The following is a 20986-nucleotide window of genomic DNA, read 5'->3' on the forward strand; positions in this document are numbered from 1 at the left end:
ATTTGTGAAGGCAGAATTCAGATACAACCGTGAAGTATAATCTTACCAACAGGAAATTGTATGACCATCGATCAGGGAAAAATCCTAACCCGCCTTCTCGAAGTGACCCGCAGCCTCGATTCTGAAGTGGATCTGGAGTCGAACTTTCGTTCGATCCTTTCCGCTGCTGTCGAGTTGACTGGCAGTGAAACCGCGTTACTTTTGGAATACGACGAAGCATCCCTTAACTTTTTTTTCAAGTATGTACCGTGGTTTCACCGCGAATCAGCAGGCAGCGCTACAAGGATTCCCCTGAACGGCAGCATTGCAGGCTGGATCTTCTTGAACAACGCAGCAATTGTTGTTGACGATGTGAGTAAAGATGACCGCCATTCCCGCAAGGTGGATGAACTAGCCGGGATCGCCATTCACTCGGTGCTGGGTGCGCCCATGGTTGCGCGTGGAAAGCCGATTGGGGTTTTGGAAGTTTTCAATAAACGCGAAAAATATACGGCTGAAGACACACTCGTAGTGGAGACGTTGGCAGCGCTGGCAGCTTCAGCGATGCAAAAGGATATTCTTGAGAAGGGCATTCTTGTTTCAAAAGAAGAGACGCGGGAACTGGACCGTTTGAAGAACGAGTTCATTGCCATCACGTCTCATGAACTGCGCACTCCCCTAGGCTTGATCCTTGGTCATTCCACATTTCTCAAAGAGTTGATCGGCAGTGAACATCAGGAACAAGTGGACGCCATCATCCGTAATGCTGCACGTCTCAAAGAGATCATCGAAAGCCTGACGAGTGTGGATAATTATCAATCAGGCGGGGCACTCGTCCGTTCGCGCAAAGTGTCCATAGCGCGCATCATTGAAGATGTATGTGTCTCCTTTAATGAAATGGCATCGAAGAAGAACATCTCTCTCAAAAAATCCCTGCAGCCCGGGCGTGAAATGTGGGTGGATGTAGATGGCGGCAAGGTTGCCATTGTGTTGAGTAATATCTTGAAGAATGCCATTTCCTTTACGAATGAAGGCGGCGAGATCATTATTCGCGGAGAACAACAGCCAGATTACGTGAAAGTTTCCGTCAAAGACAGCGGCATTGGCATCCCAGCCAAAGATGTGCCGCATGTATTTGATCGGTTTTATCAAGTGGAAGGACATCTCACCCGACGGCATGGCGGCATGGGGCTTGGGCTTTCGGTTGCCAAAGTGATGGTGGAGATGCACGGCGGGCGTATTTGGGTGGATAGTGAGGAAGGCAAAGGCAGTATTTTCTCTTTCATTCTCCCGGTACACACCGCCGCCCCGCCGCCCGCGCCGGTTTCTGCGCTGACCTCTTGATCCCGTCAAACCGTTGACGGGATTTTTATTTCCCTATACACTCACGCCTTATTCTTTCCGTCGTCGTGAAGCATGGTCTTTCGATAAAGTACTTTCATTCAGGTGAGCAACTTATGCAAACACTCAATACTCAATTTGAACTGATACGCCAGTCTGCCACGGTTTCTCTAACAGACCGCATTTTGGCTCTAAAAGCCAGCGGGCGTCAGATCATTGGCTTGCAGGTCGGCGACCCCGATTTTGGAACCCACCCCGCCATTGCAGAAGCTGCGCTTAAAGCCATGCAGGATGGGCAAACCCATTACGGTCCATCCAATGGCACGCTGGAACTACGCAAAGCCATAGCACATAAACTTCAACGTGACGAAGGCGTGACTTATGACCCCGCTTCGGAAATTCTTGTCACCAATGGCGGTATCCATGCTTATTACACTGCCATGCAATCTGTGCTCAACCCCGGTGATGATGTGTTGATCCCCGACCCTTCTTGGGCGACACATTCCAATATGGCGACCATGCTGCGTGGAAATGTCATCCGCGTCCCTGCCCCCGCCGAAAATGGGTTCATCCCTCATTTCGATTCCTGGCTGAAAGCTCTTACCCCTAAAACCCGAGTCATCGTCCTGAACTATCCCTCAAACCCGACTGGGGCATATCCCAATCGTGAATACTTACAGCAGTTGCAAGATTTCGCCGCTAAAAATAATTTGTGGATTGTCAGTGATGAGGTCTATGGCAGTTTGTATTATGGCGAAAAGCCAACCAGCGCTGCTGCCATTGCCGGGGCGAAAGAACGTACTTTGCTCGTACAAAGTCTCTCCAAATCTTATGCGATGACGGGGTGGCGTGTTGGTTTCCTTGCCGCTCCGGCGCAGGTGATTGCAAATGCGCTTAAAGCCAGCCAGAACTCCATTACTTGTGTGGCTCCCTTCATCCAAAAAGCTGCTGCCTTCGCGTTGACCGACCCTGCGATTCAGGATGTCACAGTCAGCATGCGTTCTGCGTATGCCAAACGCCGTGAACTGGTCTTACGCCTCGCTCGCGAATTCGAAAGTGACAAGGTCATCGTCACGCCTTCACAGGGCGCCTTCTACTTCTTCCTTGATATGCGTCCCCTCAAAATGTCCTCGGTGGAAATCTGCGAGAAATTGCTGGACGATGTTGGTGTGGCGCTTGTGCCTGGCTCTGCGTTTGGAGAACAAGGTGAAGGCTTTGCCCGTTTGTGCATCGCCGCATCGGATGCGGATGTGGAAGCCGGGTTTCGGAAAATAGTTGAGTGGGCGGAAAAGCAATAATCAGTTACCAGTAGGGGCGGGGTCTCCCCGCCCGAAGGAGTCATAATGAAAGTATCATTTCAGGGCGAACCTGGTGCATATTCAGAGCAGGCGGTCTTCAATTATTTTGGAAATGTTGAAACGGTTCCGTGCGAATCTTTTGATGTGATGTTCGATTCGGTCATTTCCGGCAAAAGTGACATGGCGTTGGCTCCGATCGAAAATTCATTGGCAGGGAGTATTCACCAAAACTATGACCTGCTTCTGCGGCATGATCTGCATATTGTGGGCGAGTATTTCCTGCGCGTACAGCATTGTTTGATCGCGAATCCGGGTGTGAAGATGGAAGACATCAAGAAAGCCATTAGTCATCCGCAAGCATTAGGACAGTGTGCGGCGTATTTGCGGGGGAAAGGTATCAGATCTGAAACTGTGTACGATACGGCAGGCAGCGTAAAGATGTTGAAAGAATCCGGTGCGCGGGATGTGGCAGCCATCGCTTCGAAGCGGGCGGCTGAATTGTATGGCATGCAAATTCTGGAAGAAGGTATTGAAGATAATCAGGAAAACTATACGCGTTTTCTTGCTGTCCAACGCGAAGCAGTTGTCGCTGAGAAGGAAGCGAAGACTACCATTGTATTCACATTGAAAAATGTGCCGGGGTCGCTTTTCAAGGCAATGTCTGTTTTTGCGCTGCGAGATATCGACCTGGCAAAGATCGAGTCACGTCCGTTGCAGGGAAGTCCGTGGGAGTATCTTTTTTATATTGACCTGATCGGCTCCGTGCATGATGAAACCGTGCAGCGTGCGCTTGACCATTTGAACGAATATGCAACGATGCTGCGGGTGCTGGGGTCGTATCCGCGTTTCAAACGCTAAACAAAAAAATCTCCGCTGCCTGCGGAGATTTTTATATTTAGAAGATGTACGGAACAAGCCGCCATGTTTTGGCTTGGTACTCTTCCCATTCTTTGCCAAATTCTTCGTGCATCATTTTCTCTTCGGCAAAGACGCGCCAGATCAAAACCAAGGCTAAGGCAAGGACAGTGAAAATACCAAGCAGGGAACGGAAGGTTAGAGAGACGCCGGTGAAGAAAATTAGGATGCCCAAATAGCGCGGATGGCGAACCACTTTATAGGGTCCGTTTTGGATGAGCTTATGGTCTTTTTGTAGAGTCACTTCGATGCTGAATTGTTTGGCAAGATATTTTTCGCCCGCTTGCATAAGTACAAAGCCGGGGATGGTGATGAGAAGCCCAGTATAGCGGACGATATTTCCTGCATTCAATACACCGATGGAATGACTGTCTGAATATGGAGCGAGGATGACGACCGCAAGGCTGAATATCTGAATCAAGATCAAGTCCAGTTTGCTGCGAGGGGCTTCATTTTTTCGGTTTTCCTGATTTTGCCCCACTTGCGGGTTATAGATCAAGGAAAAAACTTGCAGAGCAAATATTACGACAACAAAAGCGATGCGGGCTGGGTTCTCAAAGAAAGTTGGGAGGTTTCCAAGACCCCAACCAAGCAATGGAAGACCGATGAAAATGATAGAGCCTGCAAGCAGGGCGAGGAAATAGCGGGGGAGTGATCTCATATTGTTTTATTCCTATTGGATTTGCAGAAAGTATAAATGATTCCCTCTTGACAGTACAGAAAATTTGTTCTAAAATCTAATTATATTATGTAACTAAATGGTTACAAAAAGGAATTATGAGACGAGACGTATTTCAAGCCATCGCAGACCCCAACCGTCGTGCCATTTTGGCGCTGCTGTCACAACAACGATTGACCCTGAACGGCGTTGCTGAGAATTTTCGCATCAGCCGCCCGGCTGTTTCAAGGCATATCAAGATATTGAAGGAATGCGGGTTGGTGGTGGTCATCCCGCAGGGACGCGAGCGCTTTGTGGAAGCGCGTTTTGATAAATTGGAAGAAGTGACTCGTTGGGTGGAGCAATACCGTCAAATGTGGGAAGACAGGTTTAACCGCCTTGATGACGTTTTGGAACAGATGAAAAAGGAGAAAAATCATGCCCTCAAAAAATAAAGTGACAGTGAATGCCGAGCCCGGTAAACAAGAACTGTATATCATCCGCGAATTCGATGCGCCGCGTGAATTGGTGTTCCGTGCTCACACTGACCGAAATCTGTTTGTCAAATGGATCGGACCGCATGGGTATGAAATGATCCTTAAAGAGTTTGAGCCGGTCAATGGCGGCAAGTATCGTTATATTCACAAAGACCCGCAGGGAAATGAATATGGCTTTCACGGCTGCTTCCATGAGATCGCGCCAGAGCGTTTGACGCAGACCTTTGAGTTCGAGGGCTACCCGGGGCACATTTCGCTGGAGACTGCGACGTTGGAAGAACTGCCGGGCAACCGTACACGCGTCACGATCCATTCTGTATATCAATCTGTTGCAGATCGTGATGGCATGGTGCAGAATGGGATGGAAAAAGGCGTGCGCGAAGGGTATGAGCGACTCGATGATATTTTGACGGGAATGAAGTAAATGAGCGGATACCTTGCTTTGCTGCGCGGAATTAACGTCGGTGGAAAGAACATCATCAAAATGGCGGACTTGAAAGCCAGTTTTGAGGCGATGGGCTTTTCAAATGTGGTCACTTACATTCAAAGCGGAAATGTTGTTTTTCAGTCGGATGACAAGGATAAAGCTGCAATAACCACCAAGATCGAAAAGGGACTTTCCAAGCGCTTCAACTTTGAGGCGAAGGTGGTGGTGATTTCTAAAAAAGAATTGGCTGCCATTGTTAAGTCTGCGCCAAAGGGATTTGGCGAGGATGACGCGACGTTTCGTTATGATGTCATCTTTTTGAAGGAGCCGCTCACGCCAAAGGAAGCGATGCTGAGTGTAAAAGTCCGCGAAGGTGTGGATACGGCTCATGCAGGCAAACAGGCGCTGTATTTCTCGCGTCTCATCAGCCGCGCTTCACAAAGCTATCTCACAAAAATTATTGGCATGCCGGTTTATCAGTATATGACCATTCGTAATTGGAATACGACCACAAAATTATTGGCGCTTATGGAAGGACAAAATGGCTAAGACAAATTTCCAATCGATTGATGAATATATTGCAGCGTGTCCGCTAGACTCGCAAGATTATTTGCGACGGATTCGAAAGTTGATTCGTGTATTGGTGCCAGATGCGAAAGAGAAGATCAGTTATCAGATGGCGGCGTTTGAACGGAACGGCAGGAACTTGATCCATTTTGCGGGGTGGAAAAAGCATGTGTCGCTGTACCCGGTTCCGGCGGGGAGTGAGGCGTTCGAACGTCAGGTTGCAAAGTATGCAGGCGGCAAAGGGACGGTCAAATTTCCGCTTGATGAGCCGCTTCCGCTTAAGTTAATTGAAAGAGTCGTCAGGTTACACCTAGCAGTGAATAAAAAACAAACCAAAGGAAAATTAAAATGACAAAAATTACCCCGTTCTTATGGTTCGATACACAAGCCGAAGAGGCGATGAATTTTTACATCTCAATATTTAAGAATTCAAAAATATATAATATCTCACGCGATCCGAATGGCAAAGTCTTTACGGTTGCGTTTGAGTTGGAGGGACAGGATTACATAGGGTTGAATGCAGGACCTGCCTTCAAGTTTAATGAAGCAATTTCGATGTTTGTGAATTGCGAAGACCAAGCCGAAGTGGATTATTTTTGGAATGCACTGATCGCCGATGGGGGAGAAGAGTCGATGTGTGGCTGGCTTAAGGATAAATATGGCTTGTCCTGGCAGATCGTGCCCAAGCAGTTGGGCGAGTTAATGAACGACCCAGATCGTGAAAAATCCGGGCGTGTCATGGATGCCATGCTTAATATGAAAAAGATCATCGTAGCAGATCTACAAAAGGCTCATGACGGAGCATAGCTCATGAGAAAAATTGTTGTACTTGAACATATCACCCTGGATGGTGTCATTCAAGCTCCCGGCGGACCCGAAGAAGATACCAGTGGTGGATTTACGCATGGTGGTTGGATATCATCTCATGGCGATGAAATTGTAGGAGCCGCGTTGAGAAAACAAATGAATTCGTCGTTTGACCTGTTGGTAGGACGCAAAACATTTGAGATTTGGGAACCTTACTGGCCGCAACATCCCGATGTATGGGTGAACGTCAATTCGGCGACCAAATATGTTGCTTCGAATACTAGAACATCGAGTGACTGGCAGCCATCTGTATTTTTAAATGGTGATGTGGCAGAAAGAGTGGCTGAGATTAAGAAGCAGCCAGGTCCTGACCTGCATGTGTGGGGCAGTGGCAACCTGCTTCAAACACTTATCAAGCATGATCTGGTGGATACGTTCTGGCTGATGATCTATCCGATCACCTTGGGCAGTGGAAAGCGCTTATTTGCCGAAGGTACAGTTCCAGCGGCGTTTAAGGTGACCGAAAGCCTGGTCGGTTCGAGCGGTGTTATTGTGGTGAATTATGAGCGTGCAGGTGCGGTTGCATCTGCGCGTTTGTAATTGAAAAAAATGTGTATGTATAGGAGTAAAACATGTCATTTCAAGCATATTTAGATAATGTGGAAGAAAAGACAGGAAAAACCCCGAAGCAATTTATCGCTGAGGCGAAAAAGAAAAAACTTACCGAATTTAAAGACCTGATGAATTGGCTAAAAACCGATTATGGACTCGGCACTGGGCATGCCAGAGCCATCATCCATGTCATTCAACATGGTGATACCTTTACACTCAAGCACACTACAGGCACACATCGAGATGAGTCCGGGAAACTGAAATTAGATGGGAAGAAAAAAACAAAAAAGAAGAGTGCTTGAAATAAATCGATCGGACTTGGTCTATTGTTTCTTTTGAACCTTTTTACGTTCATCATCCCATAGTTTGGCGAAGCGTTCAAATATATCAGCGATGATCTCCAACTCACTTTCGGAATAAGTGGACATCAACGCCTCTTGCGCATTTCTCGCTGACTCAAACCAGGCTGCCATTTTGGCATTGCTCGATTTTTCAGGAGCGATCAATGTGCCGCGGCGGTCATTGGGGTTGGGTCGGCGTTCGATCAAGCCTGCTTTTTCAAGGCGGTCGAGCATGGCGGTGGTTGCACCCGAAGTGAGCCCCGTATGTTTGGCAAGTTCAGTGGGGGTGGCGGTACCCTTTTGCGATAACAGCCTCAGGCATTCCATGTCGGTGGCGTTGAGCCCTGCCCATTCGTTCATGGCGTTGCGGAAGTGGGTGAGATTTACCCCGTAATCTCGCACTGCCATGAGGGCTCGTATTTTCAAATCGGTCTTTGTTGATTTCTGCATGGAATATCCCTTGACATTATCTTTATAATAAAGTATCTTTATTATATAACTAAATTGATTTTACTGCAAGATATCGATAAGGAGATTTCCATGAGCCCAGTCAAAAAGTCCACACAAAAAGTTGAAGGATTTACCGCCGATGAAAAAGCCGCGATGAAAGCCCGCGCGCAAGAATTGAAGGCGGAAGCACGTGCCAGCAAGGATAGAGCCGAAGGTGAAAAAGCCATTCTTGCTGCGATTGCCGGAATGAAAGACCCGACGGATCGTTCGATGGGGAAGCGGATCCATGAACTGGTAACGGCTGCTGCGCCGGAACTGATGCCGAAGACCTGGTATGGCATGCCTGCCTATGCCAATGCAGATGGCAAAGTCATTTGCTTCTTTCAGGCGGCGAGCAAGTTTGGGGTGCGGTATGCAACCTTCGGCTTTCAGCCGGATGCGATGCTTGATGATGGCAATATGTGGGCAGCCAGTTTCGCGCTCATTAAGTTGACATCTGCTGAAGAGGCGAAAATCACAGCACTCGTGAAAAAAGCCGTGCGTTAATTGTCTTGACTGAATAGAAAAAATGTTCTAAAATCATAGTTCGTTTGTCACGGGCGGGCAAAAGCAACCTTGCTTTTACCTGCCCGCTTTGTTTTTGGCATAGAATTCAGAGGAGAGACCATGCCACAGGAATATATTGAGATTCGCGGCGCACGCGAGAATAATTTAAAGAACGTCTCATTACGCATCCCCAAACGCAAGATCACCATTTTTACGGGCGTATCCGGCTCGGGTAAATCGTCCATCGTGTTCGATACGATTGCGACTGAGTCACAGCGCCTGCTCAATGAAAACTTCAGCATGTTCGTGCGGAATTTTTTGCCAAAGTATTCTCAACCCGAAGCGGACTCGATCGAGAACTTGAGCATGTCCATTGTGGTGGATCAGAAGCGGATGGGTGGCGGCTCCCACTCGACCGTTGGCACGATCACAGATATCAACACGATCCTACGCATGATGTTTTCCCGCATCGGTCAGCCCCACGTGGGACCCACCAACGTATTCGGCTTTAACGACCCGCAAGGGATGTGCCCGAACTGCAACGGACTCGGTCGCAAGCTGGATGTAGATATGGATAAGTTCCTGGACAAATCCAAGTCCTTGAATGAAGGCGCTATTTTGTTTCCAGAATATGCGGTGGATAGTTGGGGCTGGAGCAATGTAATCAATACGGGTTTGTTCGACCCGGATAAGAAAATATCCAAATATACCCAGAAGGAAATGCATGATCTTTTATATAGCGAACCCATCAAGGTCAAGACCAAAATGGGGGCAAAAGACTTCAACCTGACCTACGAAGGCATCATCAACCGCTTTACCAACAAGTACATTAAGCAGGATCTAAAAACCAAGTCTGAGCGGACTCAAAAGTCGGTCGAGCCTTTCATGACGATGGGTCCCTGTTCCGAATGCAATGGCGCGCGGTTGAACAAGACCATCCTGAAATGCAAGATCAACGGATACAACATCGCCGATCTGACGAGTATGGAAATCCCTGAATTGATTGAAGTCGTAAAGAAGATCAAAACACCTGCCGCCGAGCCGATCGTCAAAGCGCTTGTGGAGCGATTACAGAATCTTGCCGATATTGGCTTGGAATACCTTAGCCTCGACCGTGAGACGGATACATTGTCAGGCGGAGAGTCGCAACGCGTAAAAATCGTCAAGCACCTCGGCAGCAGCCTGAGCGATGTGATCTATATTTTCGATGAGCCAAGCGTGGGGTTACATCCGCGTGATGTGCATCGCATGAACGAGTTGTTGCAGAAACTGCGTGACAAGGGCAACACGGTCATTGTGGTGGAGCATGACCCGGATGTGATCAAAGTTGCAGACCATATCGTGGATGTGGGTCCGCTTGCAGGTCCGCATGGAGGTGAGATCGTCTACGAAGGCAGTTATGCAAATCTGCTCAAGGCGAACACGCTCACGGGCAGGCATATGCAGCAATCCGTGCCGATCAAAGAAGAGTTCCGCAAGCCGACGGGTAAACTACCGATCAAGAATGCGAAGGTCAATAATTTACAGAATGTCAGTGTGAACATTCCAATGGGCGTGCTGACCGTGGTGACGGGCGTGGCTGGGTCTGGCAAAAGTTCGCTTATCAATGAGGTTTTTCAGCACCAACATCCCGATGCTGTTGTGATCGATCAATCGGCGGTGGGAGTCAACAGCCGTTCTAACCCCGCCACATACACGGGCATTCTGGACGATGTCCGTAAGGCATTTGCATCGGCGAACAAGGTGCAGGCTTCGTTGTTCAGTTTCAACTCGAAGGGTGCCTGCGAAAACTGTCAGGGACTGGGCGTGATCTATACCGAGTTGTCATTTTTCGATAGTGTGAAATCGCCCTGCGAAGTGTGCGAAGGCAGGCGCTTCAAAGATGAAGTGTTGGAATATAAACTGAATGGGAAAAATATTTCAGAAGTCTTGTCTATGAATGTTGAACAAGCGCTGGAGTATTTTGAACTTCCAGAAGTGAAGAAGAAATTACAAGCCATGAGTGATGTGGGCTTGGATTATCTCGGACTCGGTCAACCGTTGAGCACGCTCTCGGGTGGTGAATGTCAGCGCATAAAACTCGCCAGCGAACTGCACAAAAAGGGAAGCATCTACATCATGGATGAACCGACCACGGGTTTGCACATGTCTGATATTGGTCATCTCATGGAAGTCATCAACCGTCTCGTGGACACAGGCAATACGGTCGTGGTCATCGAACATAATTTGCATGTCATCAAGAACGCCGATTGGATCATTGACATGGGTCCCGAAGGCGGCAGCAAAGGCGGCAAGGTCATGTTCGAAGGCACACCTAAAGAATTATTGAAAGCGAAGCAATCGCTCACCAGTGCGTATTTGAAAGATTAGTTGTTTGAATTGCTTCTGAATCTTTGAGTAAATAGAGCGTAATTTTAGAAATAAATAAGGATAGCAGTGAAAACTTTTTATCAAATTCTCGCCAATACAGTTATCGCCAACGTCACGAACATGACGGTTTGGTTTGCGATGATATTTTTTATTTACCTTGAAACCAAATCCGTCACTGCGACTTCGATCGTTTCAGGAATTTATCTGGTCATGACGGCAAGCCTGGGTATTTGGTTTGGCAGTTTGGTTGATCATAACAAGAAAAAGACGGTCATGATCCTTTCGGGCGTGATTTCTTTGATCATTTATATAATTGGTTTTGTACTTTATATAAGCACGCCTGCCGAAACATGGAAAGACCCAACCAGTGTTACGTTATGGATTCTTAACGTACTTCTTCTCGTCGGTGTGATCGCGGGAAATTTACGCTCGATTGCAGTGCCAACTTTGGTCACCATATTAATTCCTGAAGAGGAGCGTGCCAAAGCCAACGGTCTCACTGGCACTGCCTTTGGAATCGCCTTCTTGATCTGTTCCGCCATCAGTGGTTTGTTAGTAGGCGCGGGCGGCATGTTTTATGTGTTGATCCTTGGCATTGTCATGATGATCCTTTCGATCCTGCATCTTTGGTTCTTGGTCATTCCTGAAAAAGAAATCGTGCATCTCGAGCATCAACAAGGCAAAGTGGATTTGCGCGGCACCTTTGCCGTGGTCGCGGCGATTCCCGGCTTGATGGCATTGATCCTTTTCGCCACCATCAACAACTTTTTGGGCGGCACTTTCATGGGTCTCATGGATGCCTATGGATTGTCATTGGTTTCAGTTGAAACATGGGGCTTGTTGTTTGCCGTGATCAGTTGCGGATTTATTGTGGGCGGCTTGTTCATTTCAAAATATGGCTTGGGTAAAAATCCACTGGTGGCAATGTTCGCTGCCAATATCATCATCTGGATTATCTCGGCAGTCTTTACCATTCAACCTTCCATTATTTTGCTTTCGGTGGGTATGTTCATCTATATCAGTGTTGTGCCCTTCATCGAAGCTGCCGAGCAGACGATCCTTCAAAAAGTTGTCCCACAGGAAAGACAGGGACGTGTTTTTGGATTTGCTCAAAGCGTGGAACAATCCGCCTCGCCTCTGACGACGTTTTTGATTGGTCCCATTGCTGAGACCTTTTTCATCCCGTTTATGACAACCGGCGCAGGTGTGGGTCTCATTGGCAGTTGGTTCGGCACCGGACCTGCTAGAGGTATCGCTTTGGTATTCGTTGTTACGGGTATTATTGGCTTGATCCTGACCATAGTCGCCATGAACACAAAATATTACAAGTTGCTTTCTGACAGATATATGAAAGATGTCCCTGAGACCTTGCCCGAAGGCGAGTTGGCATAAGGAGTTGTGTATGACGGTTTCTAATTTTCCCAAGATCGGTGCTCCTGCCACACGTGCCATCAGTATTGCTGAAAATGATAAAGTTGATGATACCAAACTTACTGAGCGGCTGTGACCTTAATATGCGGAAAAAGAAGATGAGCATTGACCTTCCCAAGTGCCCGGGCAGCGGGGCTTCAAAGTGCAGGTATCACCAATCTGCATGCAGTTGCCCAAGTCAGCGAAGAGGTAGTCATGCAATTGCATGGCATAAAGGGGAAAAATGCTTAAGTACATTGCAAGAGGCACTAGCAACAGACTGTCATTGCCGAAGCGAAGAAAAAGAAAGAGTTATGGATAAAACAATTCGTATTCAGTTGGATAATATCCGTTCGGCGGATGCACAAATGCAAAACAAGGCGTATATGTCTCTCATGCAGGAAACCGAAAAGCCGGTAGATTGGGCATATGAAGCTTGGGACGAATTGCTTGACGGTTTAGCACACAAAGATAATCACGTCCGGCGATCTCATCTCAGATATTGGCGAACCTTGGGAAAAGTGACCCCAAAGGTCGAATGCGAAAGACTTGATAAGCTTTCCATGTGACGCGTGACGAAAATTTGTCACCGCGCGGCATTGTATGCAAAATATCTGGAAAGTTGGTCTAGGTGGTAAGAAGGCCAACAGTTGGTAGTGGATGGACTGGAAAAACGATTTCATGAATGTGTCAACGAGAAGAATTGCACAACGATCCGTTAAGATATTCAAGTGTCGCTGCACAACCTTTATAATGCGACTACCTTCAGCGAGGTCAAACAGAAGGCGCTGGAATGGATCGAGTTGGAAGAGGATGGGAAATACAAGAAGAAATACCTCACTGTGTGGAAATAGGAAATCGTTGATGGATATTCTTGACCGTCTCCTCGCGCATGATACATGGACAACCCAACAGCTGCTTAATGACTGTGCAGGTCTTTCAGATGAGCTGTTGGATAAGGATTTTGATATCGACCATCGCTCGCTTCGAGAAACATTCCTTCATATGATCGAAAACCTTGAAACGTGGACAGACCTGATTCATGAACGCCCCGTGCAGGATAAACAGGGCAGGTCAATTCCAGAATTAAGACAGAGGCTGGTGAATGCAAGCCGCGAATTCACAAACCTTGCCCGCAAAATTGCACGTGAAAACCGCTTTGACGATTCGTTTTGGGATATTCTGGACAACCCTCCACGTTTGAAAACATTTGGCGGTGCGATCGGACATGTGCTTACTCATAATATGCATCACCGTGCCCAGCTTATGTATCTAATGGAAAAGGTGGGCATAAAAGATCATATTGAGGGCGACTTGTTGAGTTGGGAATCGACTGCTTTTGGGTGGGCGTGATCGAACGATAGACATGGTTCTTGGAAGAGTCGTGTAGAATTTATAAAACTACTCTGTTAAATGGATGGTATCTACGATGATCAAACTCTCTCCCATAATATTAGAAGGTCATGGTATTCGGCTTGAACCGCTGACGATTGAGCATGAAACGGATCTTTCTGCGGCGGCAGCGGATGGCGAACTTTGGAATCTGTGGTTTACCTCTGTGCCAAACCCGGAAGAAACCAGGAAATATATTGAAACTGCGTTGGCAGGCTATCAGGCGGGGCACATGCTGCCATGGGCGGTTCGTGAATTATCTACAGGGAAGATCATTGGGAGCACGCGCTATCATGATGTGATGGCCAATATCGACCGTGTGGAGATCGGCTATACCTGGTATTCCAAAAGCTGGCAGAAGAGTCATGTCAACACAGTTTGCAAGTTACTGCTGCTGGCACATGCCTTCGATACACTAGGATGCAAAGTGGTTGGCTTGCGTACCGATAATTTCAACTTCAATTCGCAGAAAGCGATCGAAGGCTTGGGCGCAAAGAAGGATGGTATCTTGCGTCATCATGCCATGCGCCGTGATGGGTCGGTTCGGGATAGTGTTATGTACAGTATTTTGATCACTGAGTGGCCCAGTGTAAAGCAACATCTCAGATTCCGATTGTCTCGTCATGGGACGTTGTAGGTTTTTCATTTTAGAGACTGATTACTTTTACTGTTAGATAGGAGAAACCATGAGAAAAATAATTGTTCACGAGTTCATTACGTTGGATGGTGTCATTCAGGCACCGGGCAGCCCCACGGAAGATACCGACGGCGGCTTCACCCACGGCGGTTGGACGGTTCCGTACTGGCACGACGATATTGGCGCCCACTTCGGTCAGATATTTGCAGATGCCGATACACTGCTGCTGGGACGCAAAACCTGGCAGACCCACGGCGAAGCCTTTGAGCCTAATCCAGACGAAGACCCGTTCAATGGCTTCAAGAAGTTTGTTGTTTCATCCACATTGAAGTCCGCAGATGCCTGGCGCGACTCGACCATCATCCGCGGAAATGTGATCGAGGAAGTCCGCAAGTTGAAGGGGCAGCCCGGCAAGAACATTATCATGGACGGAAGCAGCGTTCTGGTTCAGGCTTTGATCGAAAACGATTTGGTGGATGAGCTGTCCCTGCATGTATATCCGCTGGTACTGGGCATGGGCAAGCGCATGTTCCCGGATGGAAAACGCGTCAACCTTAATCTGATAGAGTCTTCAGCGCTTCCAACCGGCGTTGTCTATCAACGTTTTCAACTAACTTAAAATAAAAAAGAGCAAGAGCATACAAGGAGTCTGCATGAAAATCCATTTGGTAGATGGCACTTACGAATTATTCCGTGCTCATTTCGGCGCACCGCCCAAGAAATCTCAAAGTGGACAGGAAGTTGGTGCCACGCTTGGAATGCTGCGCAGTATGCTCTTGCTGCTCTCCGACCCGGAAGTGACCCATGTCGCTGTTGCGTTTGACCATGTCATTGAGTCCTTTCGCAATAAGATGTACAAAGGCTATAAATCCAGTGAAGGGGTTGACCCGATCATCTTGAATCAATTTCCAGTGGCTGAGGCGGCGATTAAAGCTTTGGGGTTGGTGACTTGGCCCATGGTCAAGTTTGAAGCGGACGATGCGATTGCTACAGCAGTGGCGAAGTTTAAGAAAGTCAAATCCGTGGAGCAGATCGTGATCTGTTCCGTCGATAAAGACCTGACGCAGATGGTGGATGGCGACCGCGTTATATGTTGGGATAGGCGTCGTGAGATCACTCTAAATGAAAAAGGTGTGATCGAAAAGTTTGGCGTCAGTCCTGAATCGATTCCGGACTTTCTCGCCTTGGTGGGGGATTCCGCCGATGGCTACCCCGGCATTCAAGGTTGGGGAGAGAAATCTACATCAACCGTTCTGGCGAAATACAAACATATTGAGTCGATTCCCAAAGACCCAAATAAAATTCCGCTTGGCTTGGGGCGTGCTACAACCTTGCTTGGAAATTTGCAAAATAACTACAAAGACGCATTGTTGTTTAGAGAATTGTCCACCTTAAGGACGGATGTTCCTTTAAAGGAAACACTTGCAGACTTGAAGTGGCAGGGAGCGTATCCGCGCTTGAAGAAGGTTTGTAAGGAATTGCGGAGTGAAAGTGTTATAGACCGGGTGACAAGGTGGCGTTGAACATTTTCGGCTGCTAAAGGAAACAACTATGAACAAAACTGAACTCTTAATCTGGTTGAGGGCAGAATATCAGCACTGGGAAGAATTTCTCGACCATATCGGACCTGAACGTATGGAGGTCCCCGGTGTGAATGGAGATTGGTCGATGAAAGATATGGTTGCTCATCTGACTTGCTATCAGCCCTGGGTTACCGCCCGTATACAGGCTGCGGCTCACGGTGACCCGGGACCGCTCCCGCCCTGGCCCGCAGAATTACAAACGGATGATGAGGTCAATGCTTGGATCTATGAATCCAATCGGGGTCGTTCGGTGAGCGAGGTGTTGGATAATGCCCGCCAAATGTTTCACCAATTTTTTGCCGTCATTGAGAATTTACCCGAGGATGTCCGCATCGAAGAGGTGCAGCATAAGGGGCGAATGTTCTATCTTGTTTGGTTGGGTGAACAGCGTTTTCAGGTTGGCGAGATTTTTGATCATTTCCGTGATGACCATGAGGCGGATATCCGCGCATGGTTGGCGGGTTTGGAAAGCCAATAAATAAAGAAACCTATGCTGACTATAGACCTCGAAACTGCCCGCCGTTTTATCCTTGGGAAACAAGGCTTGTGGCCCGGTCGCCGCTGGCGCGGACTCAAAGGTACCGAGCAAGCCATGCGCACCATGGAATATCTTCAACTAGACCCGTTGCAGATGATTGCACGCAGTCAGGATATTTCTTTATATAGCCGTGTTCTCAATTACAAACCCGAACTTTGGGAAGATGCCGCCTACAAACAGAGAAAGTTCTTCGATTGGGGTGGCTGGTTGGCGGCGCGCCCGATGGAGGAATTGCCCTACTGGCGGGTGGTGATGCATCGCGAACGGGATGGGGGATACGGTGACTCGCGTCTGCGGCAGATGGCAAAGGATCATGCAAAGGCAATTGTTGAAGTCTGCGCCATTTTGAAGGATCGTGGAACCGTGGGTAATCGCGACTTTGAAGCGGCAGACCGCAAGAAGACTCAAAGTTATCGCGGACGAAAAGATAGCGCTCTGGCTTTGTATTATTTGTGGCGCACCGGTGAGGTGATGACGCATCATCGCGAACGGTTTGAGCGGGTCTATGCACTGACGGAAAACATCGCACCGAAAGAATTGATCTACGAAAAGACTCAGGATGAGGCGGATCGTTTTCTCGTTAGAAAAGAAATCAGCTTTGGCGGCATCACGCGCATTAAACGTACTGGTGATTCCTATGGACGCGGCGAACCCGACCGGGCAGCGAAGAAACTTCTTGAAAATATGTTGGCGGATGGCGAGATCATCGAAGTGAAAGTAGATGGCTGGAAAGCGACTCAATATGCGTTGACAGAAGATGAGAAGATCATTTCAGGCTTAAGCGTTGGTCGTATTCCAAAAGTATGGAAACCTGTAGATACAACGACGACCGAAGAAGCCGTTTTTCTTGCGCCGCTGGATCATGTTAGTGCGCGTGGGCGTGCCAAAGAGTTGTTCGGGTTTGATTATGTGTGGGAAGTTTACAAGCCGGAACACCAACGCAAATATGGTTATTACGTGTTGCCCGTCTTATGGGGAGATCGTCTGGTTGCCCGCTTTGATAGCAAGTTAGACAGAACCACAAATACATTCGTGATTTTAGGTTTCTGGCTCGAAGATAAAGCCCTTGCCAAAGATGAAGCCTTTGCTGAAGCTCTGGCACGTGGATTTGCCCGCTTTGTTAATTTTCTGGGTGCGGAAAAAATGGATGTTAAGGTAATTCCATATCCGCTCTTGCGAAGAACGGCAACTTCATTTCTCTAGCTTGTACATTGAGATTTTCCCACCTTCATCGTGAAGCGTAAATCCGTTTTTCTGCAAAACTTTTTGTGAAGCAAGGTTGTGATTTGCCACTTCTGCGAACAACGGGCGGGTTTTCATGAGCAGTAAAAATTCCGCCACGGCTGTGCTGGCAATCCCGCGCCGCCAAAATTCTTTGCCGATCCAATAGCCGATCCGCTGTTCGTATTTGCCTTCTTTCCAACTAATGATGTGACCTGCGATCTTCTCTTTGTAGAGAATGGTCCGCGCGGTCACATTTTTGTTTTTCATAATGCCTTCCCAGTGCCGCATGAACTCGCCACGGTCTTTGGCTGGGTAGGCAGACATGGCAACCGCTTGTGGATCAAGTTGTTGTTGAAAGAGAATGGGTAGATCGGCGGGGAGCACAGGACGCAGGGCGATGTTAGGCATTTGGAATGATGATTGAAGATTGGATTTTATAAACTTACTGCAACGGGCGAAGTAAAATAGTGTTGTGTGTAAATCATAACATCATGGAGCAAGAATGATCGAGAAATTATCTTTGCGTTTTTATGGCAGGGTGGGATTGCTGCTGCTTTTGGTCGCGGCACTTAATTTTGGATATCCGCTGACGCTGTACATGGGCGGGTTGGGAAATATCATCTTTTTGCTGGCGTATGCGTTGATGTTCGTGATCGGTGTATTGGTGACCAGCGAAGATAACAAACATTTCATTCAAACCAGTATTGCGGCTGTGGCGTGGATGGTCTGCGCGGTGATCTCGTTCTTTGCCCCATCTTCAAGCTTTGTTGCGATTCTTTCGCAGTTGGCGATCATCCCTGCCCAGTTGTTGATGACGATTGCGCTGGTGCGCTACATCTACACATCCAAAGTCGTGGATACGAGCGTGATGATGACCGCCATCACGGTCTATATTTTCATTGCCGCCATGTTCACACCGCTATATGTCATCATCAGCCGATTGGATGTGAATGCCTTCGTGGATAACGGATTGGGAGTCGCACCGCAGTGGCAGCAGTTGGTGTACTTCAGTTTTGTCACACTTGCTACGCTCGGTTATGGTGATGTGCTTCCTCTCAATGCGTGGGCGCGTTCACTGGCGACGGTGGAAGGGATGGTGGGGGTGTTGTACGTCGCTCTAATCATGGGACGATTGATCGGGGTGTACTCGCAGGAAAGAGATTAAGAGCGAAGCGCCTGATCCAGATCCCAGAGAATATCTTCGATGTCTTCCAAACCAATAGACAAACGAATAAAGTCTGGGCTGACTCCTGCGGCGGTTTGCTCTTCGTCGGATAGTTGACTGTGGGTGGTGCTGGCGGGATGGATTGCCAGTGAGCGTGTGTCACCGATGTTAGCAACGTGGCTGAAGAGCTGCAGGTTGTCGATGAATTTCGCGCCCGCCTCTCTGCCGCCCTTTACGCCGAATCCCATCACCGCGCCTGTTCCAAGCGGAAGATATTTTTTTGCGCGTTCGTAATGAGGGTGACTGGCAAGACCTGCGTACGAGACCCAGTTCACATTGGGGTGACTTTCAAGAAATTCAGCAACACGCTGTGCGTTCTGCACATGACGTTCCATGCGCAGGGAGAGGGTATCGAGTCCTTGCAGGAGGAACCACGAAGCGATGGGTTGCTGAACTGTGCCAAAATCACGCAAAATACCTGCGCGCGCTTTTGAGATGAACGCCAGCGGACCAAAGTCATCGGCGTAGGCAACGTCATGGTAGGCAGTATCAGGCTCGGTGAAGTTTTTGAAGCGCCCGCTCTTCCTCCAATTGAATTTACCGCCATCCACGATGATCCCGCCCATGGTGGTGCCGTGCCCGCCGATGAATTTCGTTGTAGAGTGGGTGATAATGTCCGCGCCCCATTCGAAGGGACGACAGAGGTATGGCGTGGCGAAGGTGTTGTCGATCATCAATGGGATGCCGTGCTCGTGCGCGATCTTGGAAACTTCGTCGAAAGGGAAGATGTTGCCGAGTGGGTTACTGATGGTTTCGCCGTAGATAATTTTTGTGTTCGGTTGAATGGCGCGGCGAAAATTTTCAGGGTCGCTGGGGTCAACCAATGTGACGTTGATGCCGAGTTTCGGAAATGTGGATTTGAATTGTGTGACCGTGCCGCCATACAGTGTGGAAGTTGAAACGATGTGGTCGCCCGCTTCGCAAATGGTGAGGATGGCTGTGGCTTGCGCGGCATGACCTGAACCTACTTCCACGGCGCCAACTCCGCCTTCGAGACTTGTAATGCGTTTTTCAAAGACGTTGCTGGTCGGGTTGGAGATGCGCGTATAAATGTTGCCGCTCTCTTGCAAGGCGAAAAGTCTCGCGGCGCGGTCTGTGCTTTGCAGGTCGTAGGCAGTGGTTTGGTAAATAGGAACGGCGCGGCTGCCTGTGGCTGGGTCGGGAGTGTAGCCTTCGTGCAGTTGACGTGTGTTGAAACCGAATTTACGGGGTGAGGTCATTTATTTCTCTTTGGAATTTCATTTGGGTCGAACGGCGTGGACTGATAAACGTAATAGTTCAGCCAGTTCGCGTACAACAAGTTGGCATGCCCGCGCCAGCGGACGTTGGGCATTTTACTCGGGTCATCATTGGGATAATAATTTTTCGGCACGTGAATGGACAAGCCCTTGTTCACATCTCGGTCGTATTCGCCTTTGAGGGTGAATGGGTCGTATTCAGAGTGACCTGTGATGTAGAGATTGCGTCCGTCTTTGTCACTGACGATGTAAATACCAGCATCATCAGATTCAGCAAGGATTTGCAAGTCGGAATGTTTTTCTATGTCTTCGCGGCGGATCTCGGTGTGACGGGAGTGCGGAGCGAGGAAAATGTCATCGAAGCCGCGCATCAGGCTTTCGGTCCGATTTAAGAGGCGGTGCTCAAAGACGCCGAACATCTTGCGGGGCAAGTCATATTTCGGAATCCCGTATTTGTGATACAAGCCCGCCTGTGCTCCCCAGCAAATGTGGAAGGTGGACTCAACGTTGGTCTCTGACCAATCCATGATGCGTTGGAGTTCCTGCCAGTAATCCACATCTTCAAAGGGCATCTGCTCAACGGGCGCGCCTGTGATGATGAGTCCGTCGAATTTTTCGTTTTTTACATCATCAAAGGTGACGTAATGTTCCATGAGATGGTCTGCGTCAGTATTCTTGGATTCATGTGTGGCGGTGTTGAGTAAGGTGACTTCCACCTGTAATGCCGAGTTGGAAAGCAAACGTAGAATTTGTGTTTCAGTAGAAATCTTGGTGGGCATCAAGTTCAGGATGGCAACACGCAAAGCTCGGATATCCTGATGAATGGCGCGGTCTTCGTCCATGACGAAGATGTTCTCGTTTTCGAGAGTGGTTCGAGCGGGGAGAGTGGAGGGGATTTTTTACAGGCATTTTTGAATGATGAATGTTGAAT

The 20986-nt window shown here is 48.4% G+C and carries 27 protein-coding genes; 22 read left to right on the forward strand and 5 right to left on the reverse strand.

What is annotated here, in order from left to right:
• Nucleotides 1–60: 60 nt before the first annotated feature.
• The 3 genes from IPG80_RS14705 to pheA all read left to right on the forward strand — a co-directional run bounded on the left by IPG80_RS14705 (nt 61) and on the right by pheA (nt 3476).
• A complete protein-coding gene (locus tag IPG80_RS14705) occupies nt 61–1323 on the forward strand; it encodes a GAF domain-containing sensor histidine kinase (RefSeq protein ID WP_345108104.1) in 1263 nt (420 codons plus the stop codon).
• Between the two features lie 113 nt (nt 1324–1436).
• Entirely contained in the window at nt 1437–2618 is a 1182-nt protein-coding gene (locus IPG80_RS14710; protein WP_345108106.1) for a pyridoxal phosphate-dependent aminotransferase, read from the forward strand.
• Nucleotides 2619–2663: 45 nt separating this feature from the next.
• The gene (gene pheA / locus IPG80_RS14715; protein WP_345108107.1) at nt 2664–3476 is read left to right on the forward strand and encodes a prephenate dehydratase; all 813 of its coding nucleotides are present in this window, start codon (nt 2664–2666) and stop codon (nt 3474–3476) included.
• Between the two features lie 37 nt (nt 3477–3513).
• Here pheA and IPG80_RS14720 read toward each other — a convergent pair whose 3' ends face one another.
• Nucleotides 3514–4194 (reverse strand): isoprenylcysteine carboxylmethyltransferase family protein, encoded by a 681-nt coding sequence (locus IPG80_RS14720; protein WP_345108109.1) that lies wholly within the window; start codon nt 4192–4194, stop codon nt 3514–3516.
• Nucleotides 4195–4310: 116 nt separating this feature from the next.
• Between IPG80_RS14720 and IPG80_RS14725 the strand changes: the two genes are divergently transcribed.
• From IPG80_RS14725 to IPG80_RS14755, 7 genes are read left to right on the forward strand one after another with little or no spacing between them, the layout of a single operon-like run.
• The gene (locus tag IPG80_RS14725) at nt 4311–4646 is read left to right on the forward strand and encodes a metalloregulator ArsR/SmtB family transcription factor (RefSeq protein ID WP_345108111.1); all 336 of its coding nucleotides are present in this window, start codon (nt 4311–4313) and stop codon (nt 4644–4646) included.
• A complete protein-coding gene (locus tag IPG80_RS14730) occupies nt 4630–5112 on the forward strand; it encodes an SRPBCC family protein (RefSeq protein ID WP_345108113.1) in 483 nt (160 codons plus the stop codon). Before IPG80_RS14725 ends, IPG80_RS14730 begins: the two co-directional genes overlap by 17 nt.
• Nucleotides 5113–5664 (forward strand): DUF1697 domain-containing protein, encoded by a 552-nt coding sequence (locus tag IPG80_RS14735; RefSeq protein WP_345108115.1) that lies wholly within the window; start codon nt 5113–5115, stop codon nt 5662–5664.
• Nucleotides 5657–6034 carry a DUF1801 domain-containing protein gene (locus IPG80_RS14740; RefSeq protein WP_345108117.1) on the forward strand — a complete coding sequence of 126 codons (378 nt, stop codon included), beginning with the start codon at nt 5657–5659 and terminating at the stop codon, nt 6032–6034. Before IPG80_RS14735 ends, IPG80_RS14740 begins: the two co-directional genes overlap by 8 nt.
• Nucleotides 6031–6489 carry a VOC family protein gene (locus IPG80_RS14745; protein WP_345108119.1) on the forward strand — a complete coding sequence of 153 codons (459 nt, stop codon included), beginning with the start codon at nt 6031–6033 and terminating at the stop codon, nt 6487–6489. Before IPG80_RS14740 ends, IPG80_RS14745 begins: the two co-directional genes overlap by 4 nt.
• Before the next feature lie 3 nt (nt 6490–6492).
• Nucleotides 6493–7089, forward strand: coding sequence for a dihydrofolate reductase family protein (locus IPG80_RS14750; RefSeq protein ID WP_345108121.1), 597 nt, complete (start codon nt 6493–6495; stop codon nt 7087–7089).
• Between the two features lie 32 nt (nt 7090–7121).
• The gene (locus tag IPG80_RS14755) at nt 7122–7403 is read left to right on the forward strand and encodes a DUF4287 domain-containing protein (protein ID WP_345108123.1); all 282 of its coding nucleotides are present in this window, start codon (nt 7122–7124) and stop codon (nt 7401–7403) included.
• A 21-nt stretch (nt 7404–7424) separates the two neighbouring features.
• Here the strand turns inward: IPG80_RS14755 and IPG80_RS14760 are convergent, their stop codons facing one another.
• Nucleotides 7425–7892 carry a MarR family transcriptional regulator gene (locus IPG80_RS14760; protein ID WP_345108125.1) on the reverse strand — a complete coding sequence of 156 codons (468 nt, stop codon included), beginning with the start codon at nt 7890–7892 and terminating at the stop codon, nt 7425–7427.
• 90 nt (nt 7893–7982) lie between these two features.
• On the opposite strand from IPG80_RS14760, the gene IPG80_RS14765 reads away from it, so the two are divergent.
• From IPG80_RS14765 to IPG80_RS14815, 11 genes are all read left to right on the forward strand, one after another.
• Complete coding sequence (locus IPG80_RS14765; RefSeq protein ID WP_345108127.1) at nt 7983–8438, forward strand: hypothetical protein; 456 nt, start codon at nt 7983–7985, stop codon at nt 8436–8438.
• A gap of 120 nt (nt 8439–8558) precedes the next feature.
• Complete coding sequence (locus IPG80_RS14770) at nt 8559–10808, forward strand: excinuclease ABC subunit UvrA (RefSeq protein WP_345108128.1); 2250 nt, start codon at nt 8559–8561, stop codon at nt 10806–10808.
• A gap of 66 nt (nt 10809–10874) precedes the next feature.
• Entirely contained in the window at nt 10875–12200 is a 1326-nt protein-coding gene (locus tag IPG80_RS14775; RefSeq protein WP_345108130.1) for an MFS transporter, read from the forward strand.
• A 332-nt stretch (nt 12201–12532) separates the two neighbouring features.
• Nucleotides 12533–12787 carry a hypothetical protein gene (locus IPG80_RS14780; RefSeq protein WP_345108132.1) on the forward strand — a complete coding sequence of 85 codons (255 nt, stop codon included), beginning with the start codon at nt 12533–12535 and terminating at the stop codon, nt 12785–12787.
• Between the two features lie 162 nt (nt 12788–12949).
• Complete coding sequence (locus tag IPG80_RS14785; RefSeq protein ID WP_345108134.1) at nt 12950–13072, forward strand: hypothetical protein; 123 nt, start codon at nt 12950–12952, stop codon at nt 13070–13072.
• 10 nt (nt 13073–13082) lie between these two features.
• A complete protein-coding gene (locus tag IPG80_RS14790; RefSeq protein WP_345108135.1) occupies nt 13083–13571 on the forward strand; it encodes a DinB family protein in 489 nt (162 codons plus the stop codon).
• Nucleotides 13572–13647: 76 nt separating this feature from the next.
• Nucleotides 13648–14247: a GNAT family N-acetyltransferase gene (locus IPG80_RS14795; protein ID WP_345108137.1), complete on the forward strand. Its 600-nt coding sequence runs from the start codon at nt 13648–13650 to the stop codon at nt 14245–14247.
• A gap of 49 nt (nt 14248–14296) precedes the next feature.
• Nucleotides 14297–14866: a dihydrofolate reductase family protein gene (locus IPG80_RS14800; protein WP_345108139.1), complete on the forward strand. Its 570-nt coding sequence runs from the start codon at nt 14297–14299 to the stop codon at nt 14864–14866.
• Nucleotides 14867–14900: 34 nt separating this feature from the next.
• Nucleotides 14901–15770 carry a 5'-3' exonuclease H3TH domain-containing protein gene (locus IPG80_RS14805; RefSeq protein ID WP_345108141.1) on the forward strand — a complete coding sequence of 290 codons (870 nt, stop codon included), beginning with the start codon at nt 14901–14903 and terminating at the stop codon, nt 15768–15770.
• 28 nt (nt 15771–15798) lie between these two features.
• Nucleotides 15799–16308: a ClbS/DfsB family four-helix bundle protein gene (locus IPG80_RS14810; protein ID WP_345108144.1), complete on the forward strand. Its 510-nt coding sequence runs from the start codon at nt 15799–15801 to the stop codon at nt 16306–16308.
• A gap of 12 nt (nt 16309–16320) precedes the next feature.
• Nucleotides 16321–17571 carry a crosslink repair DNA glycosylase YcaQ family protein gene (locus IPG80_RS14815; protein WP_345108146.1) on the forward strand — a complete coding sequence of 417 codons (1251 nt, stop codon included), beginning with the start codon at nt 16321–16323 and terminating at the stop codon, nt 17569–17571.
• Here IPG80_RS14815 and IPG80_RS14820 read toward each other — a convergent pair.
• Nucleotides 17560–18000 carry a GNAT family N-acetyltransferase gene (locus tag IPG80_RS14820; protein ID WP_345108147.1) on the reverse strand — a complete coding sequence of 147 codons (441 nt, stop codon included), beginning with the start codon at nt 17998–18000 and terminating at the stop codon, nt 17560–17562. The two genes, IPG80_RS14815 and IPG80_RS14820, sit on opposite strands and share 12 nt — an antisense overlap.
• 94 nt (nt 18001–18094) lie before the next feature.
• On the opposite strand from IPG80_RS14820, the gene IPG80_RS14825 reads away from it, so the two are divergent.
• Nucleotides 18095–18757 carry a potassium channel family protein gene (locus tag IPG80_RS14825; protein ID WP_345108148.1) on the forward strand — a complete coding sequence of 221 codons (663 nt, stop codon included), beginning with the start codon at nt 18095–18097 and terminating at the stop codon, nt 18755–18757.
• On the opposite strand, the gene IPG80_RS14830 is transcribed toward IPG80_RS14825, so the two are convergent.
• The gene (locus tag IPG80_RS14830; RefSeq protein ID WP_345108150.1) at nt 18754–20037 is read right to left on the reverse strand and encodes an O-acetylhomoserine aminocarboxypropyltransferase/cysteine synthase family protein; all 1284 of its coding nucleotides are present in this window, start codon (nt 20035–20037) and stop codon (nt 18754–18756) included. The genes IPG80_RS14825 and IPG80_RS14830 overlap by 4 nt on opposite strands.
• Nucleotides 20034–20951: a homoserine O-succinyltransferase gene (gene metA, locus IPG80_RS14835; protein ID WP_345108428.1), complete on the reverse strand. Its 918-nt coding sequence runs from the start codon at nt 20949–20951 to the stop codon at nt 20034–20036. The genes IPG80_RS14830 and metA overlap by 4 nt, the downstream gene beginning before the upstream one ends.
• Nucleotides 20952–20986 lie beyond the last annotated feature (35 nt).

The sequence above is a fragment of the Candidatus Villigracilis vicinus genome (assembly GCF_016702885.1).
Lineage (GTDB): Bacteria > Chloroflexota > Anaerolineae > Anaerolineales > Villigracilaceae > Villigracilis > Villigracilis vicinus.

What these genes read in the sequence shown, in the direction of transcription:
- IPG80_RS14750 (WP_345108121.1), top strand. Translation starts at nt 6,493, where the DNA reads ATGAGAAAAATTGTTGTACTTGAACATATCACCCTGGATGGTGTCATT.
- IPG80_RS14705 (WP_345108104.1), top strand. Translation starts at nt 61, where the DNA reads ATGACCATCGATCAGGGAAAAATCCTAACCCGCCTTCTCGAAGTGACC.
- IPG80_RS14745 (WP_345108119.1), top strand. Translation starts at nt 6,031, where the DNA reads ATGACAAAAATTACCCCGTTCTTATGGTTCGATACACAAGCCGAAGAG.
- IPG80_RS14770 (WP_345108128.1), top strand. Translation starts at nt 8,559, where the DNA reads ATGCCACAGGAATATATTGAGATTCGCGGCGCACGCGAGAATAATTTA.
- IPG80_RS14830 (WP_345108150.1), bottom strand. Translation starts at nt 20,037, where the DNA reads ATGACCTCACCCCGTAAATTCGGTTTCAACACACGTCAACTGCACGAA.
- IPG80_RS14815 (WP_345108146.1), top strand. Translation starts at nt 16,321, where the DNA reads ATGCTGACTATAGACCTCGAAACTGCCCGCCGTTTTATCCTTGGGAAA.
- IPG80_RS14805 (WP_345108141.1), top strand. Translation starts at nt 14,901, where the DNA reads ATGAAAATCCATTTGGTAGATGGCACTTACGAATTATTCCGTGCTCAT.
- IPG80_RS14765 (WP_345108127.1), top strand. Translation starts at nt 7,983, where the DNA reads ATGAGCCCAGTCAAAAAGTCCACACAAAAAGTTGAAGGATTTACCGCC.
- IPG80_RS14710 (WP_345108106.1), top strand. Translation starts at nt 1,437, where the DNA reads ATGCAAACACTCAATACTCAATTTGAACTGATACGCCAGTCTGCCACG.
- IPG80_RS14720 (WP_345108109.1), bottom strand. Translation starts at nt 4,194, where the DNA reads ATGAGATCACTCCCCCGCTATTTCCTCGCCCTGCTTGCAGGCTCTATC.
- IPG80_RS14755 (WP_345108123.1), top strand. Translation starts at nt 7,122, where the DNA reads ATGTCATTTCAAGCATATTTAGATAATGTGGAAGAAAAGACAGGAAAA.
- IPG80_RS14730 (WP_345108113.1), top strand. Translation starts at nt 4,630, where the DNA reads ATGCCCTCAAAAAATAAAGTGACAGTGAATGCCGAGCCCGGTAAACAA.
- IPG80_RS14800 (WP_345108139.1), top strand. Translation starts at nt 14,297, where the DNA reads ATGAGAAAAATAATTGTTCACGAGTTCATTACGTTGGATGGTGTCATT.
- IPG80_RS14790 (WP_345108135.1), top strand. Translation starts at nt 13,083, where the DNA reads ATGGATATTCTTGACCGTCTCCTCGCGCATGATACATGGACAACCCAA.
- IPG80_RS14820 (WP_345108147.1), bottom strand. Translation starts at nt 18,000, where the DNA reads ATGCCTAACATCGCCCTGCGTCCTGTGCTCCCCGCCGATCTACCCATT.
- IPG80_RS14735 (WP_345108115.1), top strand. Translation starts at nt 5,113, where the DNA reads ATGAGCGGATACCTTGCTTTGCTGCGCGGAATTAACGTCGGTGGAAAG.
- IPG80_RS14760 (WP_345108125.1), bottom strand. Translation starts at nt 7,892, where the DNA reads ATGCAGAAATCAACAAAGACCGATTTGAAAATACGAGCCCTCATGGCA.
- IPG80_RS14810 (WP_345108144.1), top strand. Translation starts at nt 15,799, where the DNA reads ATGAACAAAACTGAACTCTTAATCTGGTTGAGGGCAGAATATCAGCAC.
- IPG80_RS14825 (WP_345108148.1), top strand. Translation starts at nt 18,095, where the DNA reads ATGATCGAGAAATTATCTTTGCGTTTTTATGGCAGGGTGGGATTGCTG.
- IPG80_RS14725 (WP_345108111.1), top strand. Translation starts at nt 4,311, where the DNA reads ATGAGACGAGACGTATTTCAAGCCATCGCAGACCCCAACCGTCGTGCC.
- pheA (WP_345108107.1), top strand. Translation starts at nt 2,664, where the DNA reads ATGAAAGTATCATTTCAGGGCGAACCTGGTGCATATTCAGAGCAGGCG.
- IPG80_RS14795 (WP_345108137.1), top strand. Translation starts at nt 13,648, where the DNA reads ATGATCAAACTCTCTCCCATAATATTAGAAGGTCATGGTATTCGGCTT.
- IPG80_RS14780 (WP_345108132.1), top strand. Translation starts at nt 12,533, where the DNA reads ATGGATAAAACAATTCGTATTCAGTTGGATAATATCCGTTCGGCGGAT.
- IPG80_RS14740 (WP_345108117.1), top strand. Translation starts at nt 5,657, where the DNA reads ATGGCTAAGACAAATTTCCAATCGATTGATGAATATATTGCAGCGTGT.